Source organism: Celeribacter litoreus (assembly GCF_020165855.1).
GTDB lineage: Bacteria > Pseudomonadota > Alphaproteobacteria > Rhodobacterales > Rhodobacteraceae > Celeribacter > Celeribacter litoreus.
Window position 1 is genome coordinate 51,371 of sequence record NZ_JAIUFY010000005.1, and the last position, 17,155, is coordinate 68,525.

Genomic DNA, 17,155 nt, shown 5'->3' on the forward strand with positions numbered 1-17,155 from the left:
TCGGGTGACATTTGGCCTTCAGGGCGCGCATTTTGACGCGCAAACGGGAGGCACATTTTTATGACTAACTACCCTCATCTTCTGGCTCCGCTTGATCTCGGGTTCGTCACCTTGCGCAATCGCACCCTTATGGGGTCGATGCACACGGGCCTCGAAGAGCGCGGAGACTGGGCCGCTGTCGCCGAGTTTTATGCGAGGCGGGCTCGTGGCGGTGTGGGGCTCATCGTGACCGGAGGCATGGCACCCAATCCGGAGGGCGGGGTGTTTCCGGGGGCGGCGGGGCTCTACACAGACGAGGATATTGCCAATCATCGCAGGGTCACAGACCGTGTTCACGCGGAAGGTGGCCTCATCGCGATGCAAATTCTAAACGCGGGGCGCTACGCCTACGGACCGAATTGCGTTGCTCCGTCTGCCATTAAGTCGCCGATTTCCCCGTTCAAGCCCACCGCTCTGGATGAGGACGGCATTGAAAAACAGATTGCGGACTATGCGACCGCGGCAGAGCGCGCGAAAGCCGCTGGGTATGATGGTGTCGAGATTATGGGGTCCGAGGGGTATCTCATTAACCAATTTCTCGTCACCCACACCAACCGGCGCGAGGACCGCTGGGGCGGGAGCTATGAAAACCGGATGCGGTTCCCCATTGAGGTGGTCAAGCGGGTCCGTGCTGTGGTGGGCGACGAGTTTGTCATCATCTATCGCATCTCGATGATCGACCTGATCCCGAACGGCTCCACGTGGGAAGAGGTCGTTCAACTCGCGAAAGAAATCGAAGCCGCCGGAGCGACGATTCTAAACACGGGGATAGGCTGGCACGAGGCTCGGGTGCCGACGATTGCGACCTCGGTGCCGCGTGCGGCGTTTGTGGATGTGACAAAGCGTATGATGGGCGAGGTCTCGATCCCTGTTATCACCTCGAACCGCATCAACCACCCGCAGGTCGCGGAGGATGTTCTGGCTGATGGCTGTGCCGATATGGTGTCGATGGCGCGTCCGTTCCTTGCTGACCCGGATTTCGTAGCAAAGGCCCAGGCTGGGCAGGCAGACCGTATCGCGCCTTGCATCGCCTGCAATCAGGCCTGTCTCGATCATACCTTCTCAGGCAAGCTGACGTCTTGCTTGGTCAACCCGCAGGCTTGCCACGAAACGGACCTAACATACGTTGACACGACGTCGCCAAAGCGTGTCGCTGTGGTCGGGGCAGGCCCGGCTGGTGCGATGGCCGCGATTGTCGCGCAGCAACGGGGGCATCAGGTCACGCTCTATGACAAGTCCGACATGATTGGCGGGCAGTTGAACATGGCCAAGCAGGTGCCGGGCAAAGAAGAATTCTTTGGTTTGGTGGACTGGTTCAAGACCCAGATCGGCATTCACGATGTCGATCTCCGACTCGGAGTCAACGTCACGGCAGAGATGCTGGCCGACTTCGATGAAGTTATCATCGCGACCGGCGTGGTCCCGCGCGATCCGGTCATTCGGGGACAGGACACGCACCCGCATGTGGTGTCCTACATCGATATTCTCAACCGAAAAGAAATCGCAGGCCCGCGGGTTGTTGTGATCGGGGCAGGCGGGATCGGCTTTGATATCTCCGAATATCTGGTCACAGAAGCCAGCCCCACGCTCGATGTCTCCGCGTGGAAGGAGGAATGGGGGATCACCGATCCGATACAGGATCGTGGCGGTCTGTCGCCCAACGGCCCTCACCCCGAGCCCCCAGCCCGGTCAGTGACGCTTTTGCAGCGGAAGGCAGAGAAGCCGGGCAAACGTCTAGGCAAAACGACAGGATGGATCCACCGAACCGCGCTTGCAATGAAGGGCGTGAAAATGATGGGGGGTGTGACCTACGATGAAATCACGCCGGAGGGACTCCGTATTACCAAAGCCGAAAAAGAAGTGCTGCTCCCTGCAGATACGATTGTTATGTGCGCAGGGCAGCTGTCGGAACGCAGTCTCGCAGACGCTTTGCAGGTCCAAGGCACACCTTATCAGATCATCGGTGGTGCCGATGTGGCTGCTGAACTGGACGCAAAACGGGCGATTGATCAGGGTGCACGGGTCGCGGCGACCATTTAGGCCACCTTTGCAACACATAGACCGCGTTCAGGACATGATTTTGTCCGAATTCAACGGAGAGACTGGATTTTTTATGTTTCCATAGGCCAAACGATCACGTTTGGGATCATGCTATTGTCCCCCGACCTCCCCATTCTTGCCTGAATTTTCGGAGATAAATGACCCATAAGAAGCGCGAATGTGGGTAATTATTGATGGATCGACTGACCGAAATGGAGGCCTTCGCCACGGTTGTGGACCAAGGTGGTTTCACGGATGCAGCGAAGAAGATGGGGATCTCGAAATCCGCAGTGTCCAAGCATGTTTCCGCGCTTGAGGCGCGTTTGGGCGCGCGTCTGCTGAACCGGACGACGCGACGGGTGTCTCCAACGGAAATTGGTCTTGCTTACTATGATCGTGCGCGCCGAGTTTTGAATGACGCGGGCGAGGCAGATGCACTCGTGACCTCAATGCAGAGCGCTCCGTCTGGTCTCTTGCGTATTTCAGTCGCTACGGATTTCGGCGTCAATCACCTGTCGCCAATCCTCGGGGAATTCCTGTCTGAGTTCCCGGATATTCAGGTGAACATGGTTCTGAACAATCGCTATGTGGAGCTCATCTCTGAAGGCTTCGACATGGCCGTGCGGATCGGTGAGCTTGAGGACAGTTCCCTTCGGGCCCGAAAGCTGACGGAAACGACGAAGCGCATGGTCGGATCTCCGTCCTACTTTCAGAAATTCGGGCGCCCGCAGAAGATTGACGACCTGAACGAGCATAAACTCCTGCACTACTCCAATCAGTCAAATGGTGCTGTTTGGAAGCTGACGGCCCCTTCAGGGGAAAAGCGTCAGGTGCGCACAGCCGGGTGGCTGACGGTGAACGACGGTCAGTCGCTGCTTAACGCGTGCATCTCGGGTCTAGGGATCGCGTATCTGCCGTCTTTTCTTTACGCGGATGCGATGGAGCAGGGACTGATCGAAGAGGCAATTCCCGATCTGCCGCCTGAGACGCAGGGCATTTACGCAGTCTATCCACCGGGCCGGTTTACCCAGCCCAAGGTGCGCGCTTTCATTGATTTTCTCGTGGACTCGTTCGCGGAAAAGGGGCCGGATAAGTGGTGATTTCTTCGGGTCGCGAGACGTGAAGGAATTTGGTTAAGGGGTCGAGGCGAGAACCGCTTCGACCCTTCTGTTTTTCTTGCGCCCCTCATCAGTCGCGTTGGAAGCGAGCGGGGCGAGAAACCCAATCCCCTCGGCGCTCAGTTGAGCGGGAGTTACCCCGTATTTTTGAATGAGATTTTCCCGCACGGCCTCAGCACGTGCGCGAGAGAGGTTTTGATTGTCCGCAAGGCTCCCGATCGCATCCGTGTGGCCAACGAGAATGATCTGCCTCTCGGGATGCACGGCGAGATATTCAGCGAGAACTCCTAGTGACACAAATCTCTCTTCATCCAGTCGGGAGGATCCGGTCGCGAAAAGCAAATCATCGAGGACAACGTGCCCTCTGCTCTCCAGCCTCTCAATGACGCTGTACCCTCCGGTTTGAATGGTGGACGTGCTTTGCTCAGGCACGACTCTCTCGTTGTCCATAGGCGTGTTGACGGGCGTGAGCGTCGTTATCTGAATGAAGCCCGCGCTTGGCGACCTACTTGTCAAAATCATTTTGAGCGTGCTGTCATCTCCCTCAGCGAGCAGATACTCGAAATTTCCAAGATCGACGTGCATCGCTGGTTCGGGGAGGACAGGAAGCAGATAGCGGAAGTCAAAGCCTCCGCAGCTTGTATCAGCGCACGTGAACAGAATGTTGAAACCATCTGCTTCCAATTGTGCCCAGAGCGGTTCAATCAGCTGAAACGTGGTGCGTGAAGTTCCCACAACGCGGTAGGCCACGTGGTTCAAAGCGCCTTTGGCGGTCACCGATTGGGTTCCCTCGGGACTGAATGCGCGGGTGGGGAAGGATTGGGAAACGCCTTCGATAGATCGCGCGCCGCTCTGCACCGCAGACGCTGGCAGATCCAACGCAAGCAGTGGCGTGCTGGCGCAGATAAAGGCGAGGATCGTTAGAAGGCGGCTCATGCGATCTCCGAAAGAGCTTTTGTTCTATAGTGGTACTGAGCGACTTCGTTCATGCCAAGCGCGGAATAAAGAGACAGGGCAGGGCTGTTGGAACGCGTGACCTGTAGAGCGAGATATTTTGCCCCGTGTGCGCGCGCCCAATCCGCCGCCATCGCCATCATCGCGCGCGCCAAGCCGGCGCGTCGGAAGGGCTCGGCGATCTCCAGCGCATGCAGTGCCGCAATCTCACCATGCTGCGCAAGAAAGGCTGTGCCTGCCGGAGCTTCATGCAGGCGGCCGAGTAAAGTGGTCTTCGGAACGCTCACACGATCCATCACCGCGAGCCGTTCGTCCCCGACACCACCGGCGGCCCAAATCTCCTTCTGGATCGCGAGGGGGGGCCAAGAGGGATAGCCGTCTTCTCGATTCGACGTCGCAAAAACATCCGCGGGGGCGCAAAGACAGGCGACCGGGTCGAACCGGCGATAGCCTTTTGTCGCCAGAAGCGCGTCAAAGCTTTCTTCACCACTGCGCACCTGAAAGAGCGCAGGTCTGTCGTCTTGCACGAAACGCGCTTCAATACTTTCAAGCGCGTCCTGCGCAAGCTCACCGTCGAGAGTTGCGGAGGACACGCGACTCCCTCCGCCTGCACCATCGCGATATTTGAACGGGCCGATCGTGGTGAGCCGCGCGGCAGGCCATGTCGCTTCGAATGCTTGATAAATTTCGGCGCGGTCAGGCGGTTTCATTGGCCGGGAAAATCGCCGCGAGCTCCAGAAGAGCAGCCTCGATTTGGGCGCCGTCTTGCCCCCGGATGACGATGTTCGTGCCGAACGCGCCATCGCGAGTAAACGGGTAAGAGCCCATCGATAGGTCCGGATAGCGCTCTGCCAAATCGCCGAGCGGCCCCGCCACCGTGCTTTCCGGACGATCAATGCGATAGGTCTGCGAGAGCAACGGCTTGCCGCCGGTCAGTTGCGGCAAGAGGCCTGCGACCATCGCGCTGAAGATGTTCGGAACGCCCGCCATAACATGCACGTTTTCTATGGAAAAACCGGGGGCAATCGAGATCGGGTTCTCAATCAGGGTCGCACCGTCAGGAATTCGGGCCATGCGCATCCGCGGTTCATTGAATTCTACGCCGCGCCCTTCGTAATGGGCGGCGAGCAGGGCCTTTGCATCGTCACGCACCCCGATCGACACCCCGAACGCCTCCGCAATGCAGTCGGCGGTAATGTCGTCATGGGTCGGCCCGATGCCGCCAGACGTGAAGAGATGCGTGTATTTGACAGACAACTCTTTCACTGTGGCGACGATCTCTGTCGCATCATCGGCGATCATGCGGGCTTCTTTCAGATCAATCCCGACCCGTGTCAGTTCTCCGGCGAGATGGTGCATGTTCGCGTCGCGGGTGCGACCGGACAGGATCTCGTCCCCGATGATGAGGATGGCGGCGGTGGGATTGTCTGTGTTTGGCATGGCTGATGCTCCTTGAGCGCTTCTACCCATCGGTATAGTCCTCGGTGCATGCGCTTTCAAACTGAACTGCTCGCCGCGACCCTCATTCGGCGTTATAAACGCTTTCTCGCTGACATTCGTCTCGAAGACGGGCGGGAGGTGACGGCGCATTGCCCCAATCCCGGCTCCATGCTCGGGCTGGCGGAGGAAGGCACCCGGGTTTGGGTCGAGCCGAACGATGACCCAAAAAAGAAGCTGAAATTCGGCCTTCGCCTTGTGGAATTGCCTCACGCGATGGTCGTTGTTGATACCGGCATTGCGAACAGGGTTGTCAAAGAGGCATTGCTCGCGGGCCATGTTCCTGGCTTGGATGGGGATGTTCGCTCCGAGGTGAAATACGGGAACAATTCTCGGGCGGATTTTCTGGTGGTTCAGGGCGGTCGGAACATCTGGGTCGAGGTGAAGTCCGTGACGCTCTCGCGCGAGTCTGGGCTGGCGGAGTTTCCGGACTCCAAAACGGCGCGGGGCGCCAAACATCTCGGCGAATTGTCCGCGCGCATTGAAGACGGAGATCGGGCCGTGATGCTCTATCTCGTCTCGCGGGATGACTGTGACCGTTTCGCGCCGGCAGCCGACATTGATCCTGTCTACGCACAGGCGGAAAAGGCCGCGCGCGAGGCAGGCGTTGAGGTTATGGTCTACCCTGTGTCCATCACCCCGCAAGGGATTGCCTTTGACGCAAAGCCCATCTGCGCAGTGTAGGTGCATGCCCCACTGGTCCTTTTGGCTGTAAGGCCTTATATGGACCCCGAAAGTGAATGGAGTGAAAGCCTTGGACGATACGCATCGCGGCCGCATTACGAGAGACGGAATTCGGATCCACGAGGAGGCCGATTTCGCAGGAATGCACGCAGCAGGCAAAGTGGCTGCGCAGATCCTCGACGAAGTTGCCGAATTGGTTGTGCCCGGCGCGACGACCGGCGAACTCGACGCGTTCATCGAGCGGCGCGTCACCGAACTCGGGACGACCTCCGCGACGATCGGCTACAAGGGCTACAAACACGCCTCCTGTATTTCGGTGAACCACGTGGTTTGCCACGGCATTCCAGGTGACAAAAAGCTCAAAGATGGCGACATTCTCAACATCGACGTCACCGTGATCCTCGATGGCTGGTTCGGCGATACGTCCCGCATGTATGTCGCAGGCAAACTGCCGCGCAAAGCGGAGCGCCTGATCCAAGTGACGCACGACTCTCTGATGCTCGGGATCGAAGCGGTGAAGCCTGGCAATACGTTCGGTGACATCGGCCACGCGATTCAAACCTATGTGGAAAGCCAGCGGATGTCTGTTGTGCGCGATTTCTGCGGGCACGGTCTCGGACGCGTGTTCCACTCCCCGCCAAATGTCCTGCACTACGGTCGCAAAGGGTCCGGTCCGGTTCTTGAGGAAGGCATGTTCTTCACGATTGAGCCGATGGTGAACATTGGACGGCCTGAGACAAAGGTTCTCTCGGACGACTGGACGGCTGTGACGCGGGACAAATCCCTGTCCGCGCAGTTCGAACACTCCATCGGTGTGACCGCAGACGGGTGCGAGATATTCACGTTGTCCCCGGGTGGCCTGTTTCACCCGACTTACAAAGTCTGACAGCGCTCTTTGAACTCGGAATAGAAAAAGCCGCCCTACTCAGGCGGCTTTTTATGTTTTCAGCGCGAACCCAAACCGAGCCTCGCAGGTAACTCATGCATATCCGCAAGATGCTCCGCGCCCTCATTGATCAGGCGCTGACCATCGCCGTGCGGATCAAAGCCGAAACACCGCATCCCCGCACGACGCGCCGCGATACAGCCGGACGGGCTATCATCGATCACTGCACAGAACTCCGGCGCGACGCCCAACTGCTCCGCAGCGATCAGAAATAGGCCCGGTTCCGGTTTCGCCGTGCCGTGAGTGTGCGCCGAATGAATGCGTCCCTTGAGGCGGTCAAAAACGGCCGGATGTGCACCGAGTGTCACGTCCATTTTCTCCATCGGACCATTCGATCCCACGGCATAGGGGATGGAGGCAGCATCCAGCGCGTCAAACGCGGCCTCGATGCCGGGAATGAGAGGCACACCCGAGCGGAGCATGTCGAAGACGCGCGGATACACTTCGACATCCCAATCGTCGGGAAGCGCGGCACCGGCGGCGCGGGCGCGTTCCCCCACGAGCTTCATTGTGCCGCCGACATATTTCGTCTCCAACTCATGCATGGAGATGTTGAGGCCGAAGCGCGCGAAGTCCTCAATTAGGAACTCCAGCAACGGCGGTTCGCTGTCGACAATCACGCCGTCACAGTCGAAAATTACAGCCTGAATTGTCATTTCGGCTCCAGAAAGTTGATTTTTGTGTCGCCATATTTCCGCGTGTCCAAAAGCACAAGCGCATCTGGCGGCGTGATTGGCGCGCTATCTTCCCAGACAACGAGCGCGCGCGGGGTGAGCCAGTTGCCCTCAATCGCCGCTGCAATCGCCTTTTCCCCGAGACCTTTCGCATAGGGTGGATCGAGGAAGATCAGGTCATAAGGCGCGTCCGGATTGGGTGGCAGCCGCGTCGCATCGGTCCGCATCAGGTGGGTGCGACCCTCTGCGCGACATTTGGCGATGTTCTCTGAGATGAGGCTCTGCGCCTTGCGCCCGTCATCGACAAAGGTCACGTATTCCGCGCCGCGAGAGAGGGCCTCCAACCCGAGCGCTCCCGTGCCCGCGAAAAGATCGAGCACACGGGCGTCCTCAACGGCATCGCCATATTTGCCAGCGGTCAGAACAGAGAAGAGGCTCTCACGGACACGGTCCGTCGTCGGGCGCAGATGTGCGCCGACATCGCCCTTCCCGATGGACGCAAGGGCCAAGCCGCGAAACTCTCCGGCAATGATCCGCATCAGCCGCGCATCAACGCTTTGAGGTCGGTTGCCGGATCGGCTACTTTCTCGGGGTCTGCAGTCTTGCCACTCTCGATCAGGCGTTTCGCGACCATGTAGCCCCGCGGATCATTCATGGCGTCAATCGCGATGAGTTGGCCGTCTTTGTAATACCAGTGCGAATGCGTGCCTTCGCCTTCGCGGACGACCACATTATCATGTCCCGTCGAGAGGCCCGCAATCTGGAGTTTGACGTCGTATTGATCGGACCAGAACCACGGTTTTGGGGTGTAGGTGACACCTTGGCCGAGCATGTTCTTTGCGGCGACCTCTGCCTGATCAATCGCGTTGCCAACGGACTCGAGACGCACTTGTCGTCCCGCGTGCGGGAAGGAGGCGCAATCCCCTGCGGAGTAAACGTCCGGATCGGAGGTGCAGGCGTATGCATCTGTTTTAATGCCGTTTTCAATCGTGAGACCCGCCATTTCGGCGAGTTCTGTGGCAGGCGTAATGCCAACTCCAACGATGACGAAATCCACGTCCAACGTGCTACCATCGGTGAGTTCCGCGCTCTTGACGCGCGTATCACCGTTTAGCTTCACGAGCCCAATGCCTTCACGCAGATCAACGCCATGGGACAGATGCAGTGCGCGGAAATAGTCAGAGGTCTCAACGGAGGCGACGCGCTGTAGAATGCGGTCGGACATCTCGACGAGCGTGACCTTCAGGCCCTTCTTTGCGGCAACCGCAGCGGCCTCAAGTCCGATATATCCACCGCCGACGATGAGCACAGAGGCGCCTTCTTTAAACTCCGGCGCAATTGCGTCGGCATCTGCAAGCGTGCGCATCGTGTAAACGCCGCCCAACGCGCCGCCAATTGAGGCGGGCAATAGGCGCGGTGCGGAGCCTGTGGTGAGGGCGAGTTTGTCATAAGAGAGTATTTCATCGCCAATGGAGACGGTTTTGGCAGCCGTGTCGATGCCTGTGACTTTGGCACCTATGCGCAGCGCGATGTCGGCCTCGGCGTAGTAGCTTTCCGGACGCAAGAACAACCGATCGAGGGTCATATCGCCAAGCAAGTAAGCCTTTGAGAGAGGCGGGCGCTGATACGGGGGCACGCTTTCCTCGCCGATCAAAGTGATCTCGCCTTCAAATCCCTGTCCGCGAAGGGTTGTGACGATGCTCTGGCCGGCTTGTCCGGCGCCGATAACGATAAAGTGGCTCATGCGCATTCCTCTGGTCGAAAACCGCCCCGAGCCTATATCGTCGGAGTATAGAAACACAACGCACAGAAACGCACAGTGGAGGATCACAATGACAATATCCGTCGGCGATAGCTTGCCGCTAGGGACCGTATTGGAAATGACCGATGACGGACCTGCTCCGGTCGAACTTGAGGCCGTATTGAAAGGTCGCAAAGTCGCGCTCTTTGGCCTGCCTGGTGCCTTCACCGGCCCGTGCAGCACGGCTCACCTGCCGAGCTTCATCCGGACCAAGGCGCAATTTGACGAAGCGGGGATCGACGAGGTCGTTTGCGTCGCCGTCAACGATCCGTTCGTTCTGAACGCATGGGCAAAGGACTCCGGCGCGGACAAGGTCGGTATCCGGATGCTTGGCGACGCGGAGTGCAAATTTATCAAAGCGCTTGGTCTTGACTTTACTGCCCCGCCGATTGGCCTAATCAACCGCTCGTCCCGCTTCGCGCTCTATGCGGAAGACGGAGTGGTGAAGGTGTTCCACCTAGAAGAAGACGGTGGGCAGTGCACGGTGTCTTCTGGGGAATCTCTACTCGAAGCAATCAAAGCGCTCTAAATAAAAACGCCCGGAGATGTCTCCGGGCGTTACCATTTACTCTGCGGAATTGATGAGTGTGCGGGTCGGGAACGGAATATCCACCCCAGCCTCATCAAGCGCTTCTTTGACCTGACGCTTCATGTCGGCCTGAAACTGGAAAAAGTCCGGTGCGGCAACCCAAACGCGGACCAGAAAGTCGACAGAGAAATCGCCGAGGTTGTTCACCTGAATGAATGGAGCCGGCTCGGAAAGTGCGCGCGGGTCGGAAAGGATGGTCTTGCGAATGACCTCTTCCGCCGTTTTCAGGTTTGCCCCATAGCCCACACCAAAGCTCCACTCTGCGCGGCGTGTCTGGTTCGTGGAGTAGTTGGTGATGATGTTGCCCCAAACCTGAGAGTTCGGAACAATGACCTGCACGTTGGAGAGGTCGGCCAGCTCCGTGAAGTTCAGGGAGATGTCTTTGACGGTCCCCATTTTTCCAGCCACTTCAACAAAATCGCCATTCTTGAACGGGCGGAAGAAAATGATCATCACACCTGCTGCAACGTTCGACAGGGTGCCTTGCAGAGCCAAGCCGATAGCGAGACCGGCGGCACCGATAACTGCAACAATCGAAGTTGTCTGGATGCCGAAGGTGTTCAAGACGATGAGGAAGGTGAATGCGATAACCGCGTATCGCACGATATTGGCAAGGAAGTTGAACAGCGTGTTGTCGAGCTGCTGGTATTTATTGCTGATCGCGCGAATTCGGCGGCTAAAGAAGCCAGCGAGGAAAAAACCGATGATGAGGAGAACAAGTGCGCCGAGGATCGAGCCCGCGATACCCGCCAAGAATTCCAATGAGAGATAGTCTCCGACCGTATTCCCGTTATAAATTTCGTAATTCAGAAGCTGTTCAATCATGTCAGGCCGCTTTCTCCATGGCTTGTGCGAGTTTGATATCTTTTCGGGTCACGCCGCCCGCGTCGTGCGTTGTCAAAACAACATCTACGGTTTTGTAGACGTTGCTCCATTCTGGATGGTGATCCATTTTTTCGGCACATAACGCGACCTCGGTCATAAACGCAAAGGCTTCGCGGAAGTTCCCGAACGTAAAGCGTTTCGAGATGGCTTTGCCGTCTTCGGCTACACGCCAGCCAGCAGACAAGAGTGGATCTAATGCTTTATGATCAGCGTCAGAGAGTAGGTCAGTCATGGTCGCTCTCGTTCTGGGTGGATTTGAAGGGGCCATAGGACGTGAGGATTTCGATTTCCTCATCGACCGCGGCGCGCTCTGCCTCAAGATAGTCTGCAATCGCTCGCCCGAACCCCGGATCGCGCGCCCAGTGGAGGGAGTGCGTCGTGTTCGGGAGATATCCGCGCGCGAGCTTGTGCTCGCCCTGTGCCCCCGCCTCCACACGAGAGAGGCCCTGCGCAATCGCGAAGTCGATGGCCTGATAATAGCAGAGCTCGAAATGCAGGCTCGGATAGTATTCTGTGCTGCCCCAATACCGTCCAAAGAGCCGGTCGCTCCCAATAAAGTTGAGTGCGCCCGCAATAGGGTGCCCGTCTTCGATAGCGAGAACCAGCAGCACGTCGTCGCGCATCGTCTCGTGAACGAGATCGAAGAATGCGCGGGTGAGGTAGGGACTTCCCCATTTTCGCGCGCCCGTGTCCTGATAGAACTCCCAGAAGGCATCCCAATGTTCCGGCCTGAGGGCATCGCCTGTCAGTTGGATGATTTCCCCACCGAACCCTTGGGCTTGCGCACGTTCCTTGCGGATGTTCTTGCGTTTGCGCGACGAGAGGCGTGCTAGGAAGTCGTCGAATGTCCGATAGCCCTCATTGTCCCAGTGGAACTGTTGACTCGTCCGGTGCAGCAACCCCATCGCCTTACCCGCAGCAACTTCGTCATCGGAACAGAACGTGATGTGCAGGGAAGAGAGATTGTTCTGGTCCGCGAGTTGAACAGCGCCCTGAACGAGCGCAGATAAGCCCGCAATCTCGTCTCCGGGGCGGGCCAAGAGGCGGCGTCCGGTGACGGGGGTAAAGGGCACAGCGATCTGAAGTTTCGGGTAATAGTGCCCGCCCGCCCGCTCGTATGCATGGGCCCAGCTATGGTCGAAAATATATTCGCCCTGACTGTGGCTCTTCACATACATCGGGGCGACCGCAATGACCTCATCATCGCGCCGCGCGATCAGATGGCGCGGGGACCAGCCGGTTCCGGGGCCGACCGAGCTGCTCTCTTCCAATGCCGAGAGAAATCTGTGTGTCACGAATGGGTCTTCGGCCCGCCCGCCGTCATGGAGTGCTTCGGGGGCCGCACAGGCATCCCACTCGCGGTCAGAGATGGCCGCGAGCGAGTCAATTACGCTGATTTCAATGTCCTGCGTCACCGAGTTCTCCGTTTTCCCAAGTAACTGGGGTTCGGCGCGTCAGGGTCAAGCGTGATAGCCCTCGAACGTGATATTTTCGGCAACCTCGCGGGCTTTTGCCTCTGCCTCCGGCGTTCGGATTGTCCAGCACAGAATATGTGCTCCGTTGGTCTTCAGTTCAGCGACCCGTGGTGCTCCCAAATCGTCCCATTGATGCGAGATGAAACACGCGCCGACACGGTCGTAGTCGGCAATTGCCTTCAATTCTTCTCTGCGGGCTTTCGGGATGAGTTGTTCATCCGAACCTTCCCAATTCGCAGTGGTGAGACCGCGCGGAACGGACGGACAAAGATCGGCCAGCGCGGCAACGGAGTGCGGGTTGAAGGACATCAGTGCGACCGGCCCATCATATCCATTGAGGGCGGCTGCGACGGCGGCTTCCAACGCCCCGACGTTCGGACCCATCGCGCCATCCTGATCTTTGATCTCGATGAGGAGGGGGACTTTGCCCGCAATTTTTGCCAGAACGTCGCGGAGCGTCGGCACCCCGACTTCGCCAGTCTTGAATTGCAATTTCCCGAGCGCATCCGTGCCCATCTGAGCAATCGGGCCAGTGCTCTTGGTCAGGCGGTCGAGTGAATAATCATGAAAGACCATTGCGTCACCGTCTTTCGACAGTTGGACGTCAATCTCGATGCCGTAGTCGTTTTCGATGGCCGCCTCGATGGCGGCCATGTTGTTTTCTGCGCGTTTGATGTTGCCGTCGTGCAATGCGCGATGGGCAATCGGCCTTTTGAGGAAGGCCGCAGGGAGAGCGGGCATCAAACCAGCTCGAAAATCGCTTCGATTTCGACGGCTACGCCGAGCGGCAGGCTCGCGGCGGATACTGCGGAACGTGCATGGCGGCCCGTTTCGCCCATGACTTCGACCATGAGATCGGAAGCGCCGTTGATGACCTTGGGTTGTTCGGTGAAGTCAGCTGTCGAGTTTACGAACCCGACGAGTTTCACGAGACGTGCGACTTTGGAGAAATCCCCGCCAACTGCCGCTTTTGCCTGTGCGAGGAGCGCAAGGGCGCAAGCTTGAGCAGCTCTCGCACCATCTTCGGTCGTCATGTCCGCGCCAAGTTTCCCGCAGATCAAACCATCCGGTCCGTTGGAAATTTGTCCGGAGATGAAGAGCTGTTTGCCGCTGATCACGTAGGGCACATAGTTTGCCGCAGGTGCCGGTGCGTCCGGCAGGCTGAGGCCGCGTGCGGCGAGATTTTCTTCGATGGGATGTGCCATGATATCCTCTTAGGTCGTCAGGAGTTATTCGCGGAAGGCCCGCGTGAAATAGTCTGTAAGCGGCTTTGTCAGATATGCCAAAGGCGAACGTTCGCCAGTGGTCAAAAAGGTTTCGACGGGCATCCCGGGAATGAGGACTGCGCCAGCCGGGAGCCTCTCGCGCTGGTCTTCCGGCAAGTGGATCTCCGCCCGATAGAATTGCGATCCGTTCGCCTCGTCCGTGAAGGCGTCTGGCGATACGCGGATCAGGGTGCCTTCGAGCTCGGGCGTTGATCTTTGGTCAAAGCTTGTAAAGCGGAGGCGGACCGGCTGACCCGGATACACCTGATCAACATGCGTCGGGCTCACGCGCGCTGTGATGATCAAAGGACGGTCTTGTGGAACGATATATAGAATTGGGGAGGCCGGGGGCACGACCGCGCCCGGGCCAAACACTGATAACCCGTAGACCACGCCCGACACTGGGGCATGAATGTCGAGGCGGGCCAGTTTGTCATCAAGCGCCGCGATTTGTGCGCGAAGCCGCGAGATATACGCCTGCATGTCGCGAAGTTCGGTGATCGCCGCTTCACGTCTGTCACTGCCGAGCTTAAGGATTTGAAGCTCGATTTCCGCCAACTTGACCTGCGCTTGCGCCTCTGTCGTTTCCGTGCGCGCAATTTCGGAAGTCAGCGATACGACGTCCCGTCTGAGAGCGAGGACCCGGCTCTGCTGTGTCAGCCCGCGCTCCAGAAGAGCCGTCTGTGCCGTTAGTTCCTCCTCAACAAGCACTCTCTGGTCTGAGAGGGCGTCCTTCTGAGTTTTTAATCCGCTAATCTGCACCTCGATCTGGCGCACCTGTTTTTCAAGTTGTTCGGCTTCCGCCTCGGCGGTGCGTTTCCGTGCGTTGAAAAGATCGATCTGTCCTGCGACCGCGCGCGCGACACGCCCATCTTGCGCCATTCGCGATTGCAACTCTTCATCGAGAAGGATGTCGCTAGCGTTATCCCGCTCTGCGGTGAGGCGAGCCGCGCGCGCCAAAGATTCAAAGAGTTGGGTTTCGAGAAGGGCGCGTTCGTTTAGGTCATCCTCGGCGGAGAGCTGCAAAAGCAGTTCTCCCTTGTCGACGTTTGCGCCTTCGGTGACGAAAACAGAAGCGACTTCGCCGCCGTCGCGATGCGCAATGGACTGTCGGTTTTGGTCCACTTGCACCTGTCCGGAGGCAACAATCGCGCCGTCGATGCGCGTGAAGGCGGCCCATCCACCAAATCCACCAATTAGAATTAAGACGCAGAACAGTCCGAAGATGACCGCGCTACGGGCAGACCAGATGTCGTCTTCGCGGGCGGTGCGCGGTGGAGTTGTCATTTGTCACCCCCCTCATCGGAAGCTTGCTTCAGGATATCTTTGGAGTTCTTCACAATCTCGGACAAAACCTGATCGCGTGGCCCGAATGCGCGCCGCATGCCGCCGTCAAGGACGAGGAGTTTTTCACATTCCTGAATTGCAGATGGACGATGCGCCATAATGAGAACCGCGCCGCCTTCTGCCTTATGGCGACGAATGGCAGCATTCAGAGCCTGAGAGCCCGGATGATCGAGGTTGGAGTTGGGTTCATCAAGAATCACGATGACCGGAGCACCATAGAAAGCACGGGCGAGGCCGATCCTTTGGAGTTGCCCGCCGGACAAAAGGCCGCCCGCCGAGGAGACGAGCGTGTCATATCCATCTGGTAGCGCGAGGATCATCTCATGCGCGTCGGCTTTTTTTGCAGCGTTGATGACGGCCGCGCTGTCGGGCTTGAGAGCCAGTTTGGCGATGTTCTCGGCGATTGTGCCATCGAACAGATGCACCTGCTGAGGCAGGTAACCGATGTGTGCGCCGAGCGCCTCTGGGCTGTAATGACCGAGTTTTGCGCCATCGAGGCGCACGGTCCCGCTCGCCGCGGGCCAAACCCCGGTGAGAGCCCGAGCTAAGGTGGATTTGCCTGCACCTGACGGCCCGATCACCCCCATTGCTTCGCCGGGGGCGAGATCGAAACTGATCATGCGCAAAGCGGCCGAGGCCTGTCCGGGAGGCACAACCGAGAGCTGGTTCACGCTCAGCGCTGCTTTCGGGCGTGGCAATTCCGTGCGGACCGGAAGCGGCGGATAGGTTCCCAGAAGCTCCGCAAGATCAGACCAGCTCGTGCGGGCATTCTGAACGAGCTGCCATTGACCAACGAGATGATCGATGGGTTGCAGAGCGCGGCCCAAGAGAATGGAGCTCGCGATCATCGCGCCGGGGCTCAGAGTGTGTTGAAGCACGAGCCAGGCGCCGAGTGCCAGCATCGCCGACTGGAGAAACAGCCTGAGTGCGCGGCTGGTCGCGGCATACCGCATGGTGACGTCTTCCCCTCGGACTGCTGTCTCGAGAGCCGTCTGCCGCATCAGGAGCCACCTCTTGTAGGCGGCGTCTTCCATTCCGAGCGCGCGCAGGGACTCTGCGGCGGTTGTAGCACGCGCACCAGCCTGCGCCGCTTCGCTTTCTGCGATCAGCGCGGCATTTCTGAGCGGGGCAGAGGCGGCGCGGTTTAAGAGCGCAACCGTGACGATGGCGCCGCCGCCGAAAAGCGCGAGCGCGCCGAGATACGGATGGAACACGGCGATGCCGAAAAGGAAGACGGGCGTGAACGGGAGGTCATAGACGGCGGCGAGAACAGGCGAGCCGATCAGGCGCCGAATCGACATAAGGCTATCCAGCGCGCGACTTTTACGCGACTCACGCGGGTTCGCAGCCGCCCGCGACATTGATGCGTGGAAAACGCGATTTTCCAGAGTGTCCTGAAACCGCGCCGCGATCAGGGAAAGGATGCGGGCGCGTGTGCCGTCGAGGAGGCCCATCATCAGAAACAGAAAAGCGACAATCGTGAAGAGGGCTGCCAGCGTTGCCTCCGAACCGGAGCCAAGAACCCGGTCATAAACCTGAAGCATGAACAGGGGGCCGGTGAGCATCAGGAAGTTGATGCAAATGGAAAATACTGCGACGGCCCAGTAGAGGCGCCTGCTTCTACGTCTGGCATCAATGAGTTCTTTTTGTCCGCGACGGATATTTTCCTGTGTCATGAGGCTCTCATAGCTCAAATCGGTAAATAACACCTGTTTGTGCAAAGGCGCACGAATGACGTGCTATCATCTGTTGAAACTATGTCACATTATAGCGGGTGTCGTCGGCTTTGCATTGGGCTTCTCTTCGCGAGACACTATCTAGCCTGATAACATCGCCGCTGG

At 58.4% G+C, this 17,155-nt stretch carries 18 protein-coding genes; 5 read left to right on the forward strand and 13 right to left on the reverse strand.

Annotation, left to right across the window (positions count from 1 at the left end; genetic code table 11):
• Positions 1-60 precede the first annotated feature (60 nt).
• Positions 61-2,079, forward strand: coding sequence for an NADPH-dependent 2,4-dienoyl-CoA reductase (locus LA304_RS02150; RefSeq protein WP_224501483.1), 2,019 nt, complete (start codon positions 61-63; stop codon positions 2,077-2,079).
• 194 nt (positions 2,080-2,273) lie between these two features.
• The gene (locus LA304_RS02155; protein WP_224501484.1) at positions 2,274-3,179 is read left to right on the forward strand and encodes a LysR family transcriptional regulator; all 906 of its coding nucleotides are present in this window, start codon (positions 2,274-2,276) and stop codon (positions 3,177-3,179) included.
• Positions 3,180-3,212: 33 nt separating this feature from the next.
• Here LA304_RS02155 and LA304_RS17875 read toward each other — a convergent pair whose 3' ends face one another.
• From LA304_RS17875 to LA304_RS02170, 3 genes are all read right to left on the reverse strand, one after another.
• A complete protein-coding gene (locus LA304_RS17875; protein WP_224501485.1) occupies positions 3,213-3,974 on the reverse strand; it encodes an OmpA family protein in 762 nt (253 codons plus the stop codon).
• Between the two features lie 155 nt (positions 3,975-4,129).
• Positions 4,130-4,861, reverse strand: coding sequence for a GNAT family N-acetyltransferase (locus LA304_RS02165; RefSeq protein ID WP_224501486.1), 732 nt, complete (start codon positions 4,859-4,861; stop codon positions 4,130-4,132).
• Entirely contained in the window at positions 4,848-5,591 is a 744-nt protein-coding gene (locus LA304_RS02170) for a competence/damage-inducible protein A (protein WP_224501487.1), read from the reverse strand. Before LA304_RS02170 ends, LA304_RS02165 begins: the two co-directional genes overlap by 14 nt.
• Before the next feature lie 48 nt (positions 5,592-5,639).
• On the opposite strand from LA304_RS02170, the gene sfsA reads away from it, so the two are divergent.
• Complete coding sequence (gene sfsA / locus LA304_RS02175) at positions 5,640-6,332, forward strand: DNA/RNA nuclease SfsA (RefSeq protein ID WP_224501488.1); 693 nt, start codon at positions 5,640-5,642, stop codon at positions 6,330-6,332.
• Between the two features lie 70 nt (positions 6,333-6,402).
• Positions 6,403-7,218, forward strand: a complete 816-nt coding sequence (gene map / locus LA304_RS02180) for a type I methionyl aminopeptidase (protein WP_224501489.1) — start codon at positions 6,403-6,405, stop codon at positions 7,216-7,218.
• Positions 7,219-7,277: 59 nt separating this feature from the next.
• Here the strand turns inward: map and LA304_RS02185 are convergent, their stop codons facing one another.
• Genes LA304_RS02185 through LA304_RS02195 form a run of 3 tightly spaced genes read right to left on the reverse strand, consistent with a single transcriptional unit; the run spans position 7,278 to position 9,696 of the window.
• The gene (locus LA304_RS02185; protein ID WP_224501490.1) at positions 7,278-7,934 is read right to left on the reverse strand and encodes an HAD family hydrolase; all 657 of its coding nucleotides are present in this window, start codon (positions 7,932-7,934) and stop codon (positions 7,278-7,280) included.
• Positions 7,931-8,491 carry a 16S rRNA (guanine(966)-N(2))-methyltransferase RsmD gene (gene rsmD / locus LA304_RS02190; RefSeq protein WP_224501491.1) on the reverse strand — a complete coding sequence of 187 codons (561 nt, stop codon included), beginning with the start codon at positions 8,489-8,491 and terminating at the stop codon, positions 7,931-7,933. Before rsmD ends, LA304_RS02185 begins: the two co-directional genes overlap by 4 nt.
• Positions 8,491-9,696 (reverse strand): NAD(P)/FAD-dependent oxidoreductase, encoded by a 1,206-nt coding sequence (locus LA304_RS02195; RefSeq protein WP_224501492.1) that lies wholly within the window; start codon positions 9,694-9,696, stop codon positions 8,491-8,493. The genes rsmD and LA304_RS02195 overlap by 1 nt, the downstream gene beginning before the upstream one ends.
• Positions 9,697-9,784: 88 nt before the next feature.
• Here LA304_RS02195 and LA304_RS02200 point away from each other — a divergent pair, with 88 nt between their 5' ends.
• Entirely contained in the window at positions 9,785-10,282 is a 498-nt protein-coding gene (locus tag LA304_RS02200; protein ID WP_224501493.1) for a peroxiredoxin, read from the forward strand.
• A 36-nt stretch (positions 10,283-10,318) separates the two neighbouring features.
• Here LA304_RS02200 and LA304_RS02205 read toward each other — a convergent pair whose 3' ends face one another.
• The 7 genes from LA304_RS02205 to LA304_RS02235 are packed head-to-tail and all read right to left on the reverse strand — an operon-like array spanning position 10,319 to position 16,990.
• Entirely contained in the window at positions 10,319-11,167 is an 849-nt protein-coding gene (locus LA304_RS02205; RefSeq protein WP_224501494.1) for a mechanosensitive ion channel family protein, read from the reverse strand.
• Position 11,168: 1 nt separating this feature from the next.
• On the reverse strand, positions 11,169-11,459 hold the full coding sequence (locus tag LA304_RS02210) for a 4a-hydroxytetrahydrobiopterin dehydratase (RefSeq protein ID WP_224501495.1): 291 nt from the start codon (positions 11,457-11,459) through the stop codon (positions 11,169-11,171).
• A complete protein-coding gene (locus LA304_RS02215) occupies positions 11,452-12,642 on the reverse strand; it encodes a GNAT family N-acetyltransferase (protein WP_224501496.1) in 1,191 nt (396 codons plus the stop codon). The genes LA304_RS02210 and LA304_RS02215 overlap by 8 nt, the downstream gene beginning before the upstream one ends.
• 45 nt (positions 12,643-12,687) lie before the next feature.
• Entirely contained in the window at positions 12,688-13,446 is a 759-nt protein-coding gene (locus LA304_RS02220) for a glycerophosphodiester phosphodiesterase family protein (protein ID WP_224501497.1), read from the reverse strand.
• The gene (locus LA304_RS02225; protein ID WP_224501498.1) at positions 13,443-13,907 is read right to left on the reverse strand and encodes a RidA family protein; all 465 of its coding nucleotides are present in this window, start codon (positions 13,905-13,907) and stop codon (positions 13,443-13,445) included. Before LA304_RS02225 ends, LA304_RS02220 begins: the two co-directional genes overlap by 4 nt.
• A gap of 24 nt (positions 13,908-13,931) precedes the next feature.
• A complete protein-coding gene (locus tag LA304_RS02230) occupies positions 13,932-15,254 on the reverse strand; it encodes an HlyD family type I secretion periplasmic adaptor subunit (RefSeq protein WP_224501499.1) in 1,323 nt (440 codons plus the stop codon).
• Positions 15,251-16,990 (reverse strand): type I secretion system permease/ATPase, encoded by a 1,740-nt coding sequence (locus LA304_RS02235; RefSeq protein WP_224501500.1) that lies wholly within the window; start codon positions 16,988-16,990, stop codon positions 15,251-15,253. Before LA304_RS02235 ends, LA304_RS02230 begins: the two co-directional genes overlap by 4 nt.
• Positions 16,991-17,155 lie beyond the last annotated feature (165 nt).